The 2,115-nt window shown below is 59.5% G+C and carries 3 protein-coding genes; all 3 read left to right on the top strand.

The annotated features are described in order from the left end of the window. The first annotated feature begins 7 nt into the window (after positions 1 to 7). The 3 genes from AC1D0Z_RS20220 to AC1D0Z_RS20210 all read left to right on the top strand — a co-directional run bounded on the left by AC1D0Z_RS20220 (position 8) and on the right by AC1D0Z_RS20210 (position 1,858). Positions 8 to 586, top strand: coding sequence for a cytochrome b/b6 domain-containing protein (locus AC1D0Z_RS20220; RefSeq protein ID WP_477659957.1), 579 nt, complete (start codon positions 8 to 10; stop codon positions 584 to 586). A 36-nt stretch (positions 587 to 622) separates the two neighbouring features. Continuing rightward, on the top strand, positions 623 to 1,414 hold the full coding sequence (locus tag AC1D0Z_RS20215) for a molybdopterin-dependent oxidoreductase (RefSeq protein ID WP_477659956.1): 792 nt from the start codon (positions 623 to 625) through the stop codon (positions 1,412 to 1,414). Positions 1,415 to 1,510: 96 nt separating this feature from the next. Beyond that, the gene (locus tag AC1D0Z_RS20210; protein ID WP_477659955.1) at positions 1,511 to 1,858 is read left to right on the top strand and encodes a pentapeptide MXKDX repeat protein; all 348 of its coding nucleotides are present in this window, start codon (positions 1,511 to 1,513) and stop codon (positions 1,856 to 1,858) included. The last annotated feature ends 257 nt before the right edge of the window (positions 1,859 to 2,115 follow it).

The raw sequence follows: 2,115 nt of genomic DNA, 5'->3' as shown, positions 1-2,115 counted from the left end.
CCGTCAGATCATCCACCCCGGCTGGTTGCGCGCCATGCACTGGCTCAACGCGCTGGCCGTGGTCGTGCTGATGATGAGCGGCTGGCGCATCTACAACGCCACGGCCTTCCTGGGCTTCAGCATTCCCAAAGACCTCACGCTGGGCGGCTGGCTGGGCGGCGCGCTGCAGTGGCACTTTGCGGCCATGTGGCTGCTGTTCTTTAACGGCCTGCTCTACCTGGCGTTCAACATCGTCACGCGCAGGCTCTTCAACAAATTCTTTCCACTTTCACCCAGGGCACTGGTCGCCGACTTGCTGGCGGCCCTCAAAGGCAAGCTGGCCCATGCGGATCCCAGCCACTACAACACCGTGCAGCGCCTGGCCTATCTCTTCGTCATGGTGGACAGCGTGCTGCTCGTCGTTTCCGGCCTGGTGCTCTGGAAGTCTGTGCAATTTCCCTTCCTGCGCGAATTGATGGGCGGCTATGAAGGTGCACGGCTGGTTCACTTTTTCGCGATGGCCGCGCTGGCCGCATTCGTCGCGGTTCACCTCGTGATGGTGGCACTGGTGCCGCGCACCCTTGTCTACATGGTTCGCGGTCGCTGAACCCGCCGAACTGCCCAACCGCCGCAAGGATTACCCATGATCATCAAACCCCCTCCCCGCATGGACATCGACAGCGCAGCCGTGCTGGACGAAGCCGTTGCGCGCATTGCCCACACCCGCAAGCTCAGCACGGCACGCCGCAATTTTTTACGCACCTCGCTCACCCTGGGCGGCCTTTCCATGCTGACAGGCTGCGTGCTGGACGACAGCGAAAGCGTCAACACCGCACTCAGCAAGATTTCGCGCATCAACGACGAGGTGYAGGGCCTCCTGTTTGATCCCAACCGCCTGGCGCCCACCTACCCCGAGTCCATGATCACCCGGCCCTTTCCCTTTAACGCCTATTACGGCGAGGACGAAATCCGGCAGGTCGAAGAAAGCAGCTACCGGCTGGAAGTCACCGGCATGGTGGCCGACAGGCGCAAGTGGGCGCTGCCCGAGCTGCGCGCCATGGCGCAGGTGGACCAGGTCACCCGCCACATCTGCGTGGAAGGCTGGAGTGCGATCGGCAAATGGGGCGGCGTGCATTTCGGCACGTTCCTGCGACACGTGGGGGCCGACCTGAGCGCGAAGTACATCGGTTTCAAATGCGCCGACGACTACTTCACCAGCATCGACATGCCCACCGCGCTGCACCCGCAAACATTGCTGGCGCTGACCTACGACGGCCAACCGCTGCCGCCTAAATACGGCTTCCCGATGAAGCTGCGTATGCCCACCAAGCTGGGCTACAAGAACCCCAAACACATCCAGGCGATTTTTGTGACCAACACCTACCCTGGGAGCTACTGGGAAGACCAGGGCTACAACTGGTTCGGAGGTAGCTGAGCGCCGCTCGGAGACCCTGCAACGCGGGCACTCATTGATTAACGATTGCCTTTTTTCACTCAACCCATCCATTTATCACCACTCAAGGACAACACCATGAACAAATTGACCGCTTCCCTCCTGTCTGCCTGCATGCTCTTCGCCGGTGGCAGCGCCATGGCGCAAGACGCGATGAAAAAGGACGCCATGGGTAAAGACGCCATGGCCAAGGACGGCATGAAAAAAGATGCGATGGCCAAGGACCCGATGGCGAAAGATGCCATGGGAAAGGACGCGATGGGCAAGGATGCCATGGCAAAAGATGGCATGAAGAAGGACGACAAAATGGCCAAGAAGGACAAGATGAAAAAGGACCACATGGCCAAAGACACCATGGGTAAGGATGCCATGGGGAAAGACGCTATGGGTAAGGACGCCATGGGTAAGGATGCAATGAAAAAGTAAAGACTGGTCGGGCCGGACAAGGCCCGCCGTCTTTCTCTATCTGGGGTTTGGATTCGATCCGGCCCCTTGAACCGTTTGTGCAAACCCGCTGCGGGCAACTTCTGATGGGGTCCCGCAGTCTTGACGAGTAAAACCTCGTTTTACCCAATACCGACGAGCGCGACCAGCTATCAAATAAGTAGCAGCGGGTGACGGTACTGATGTTTGCAGCCACTGCATCCAGACGATGCCCAGCCTCAGGCTTGTGCCGCTACCGC

It is taken from the genome of Polaromonas sp. P1_E3 (assembly GCF_056405935.1).
This window is presented reverse-complemented; position numbering and strand designations above follow the sequence as displayed.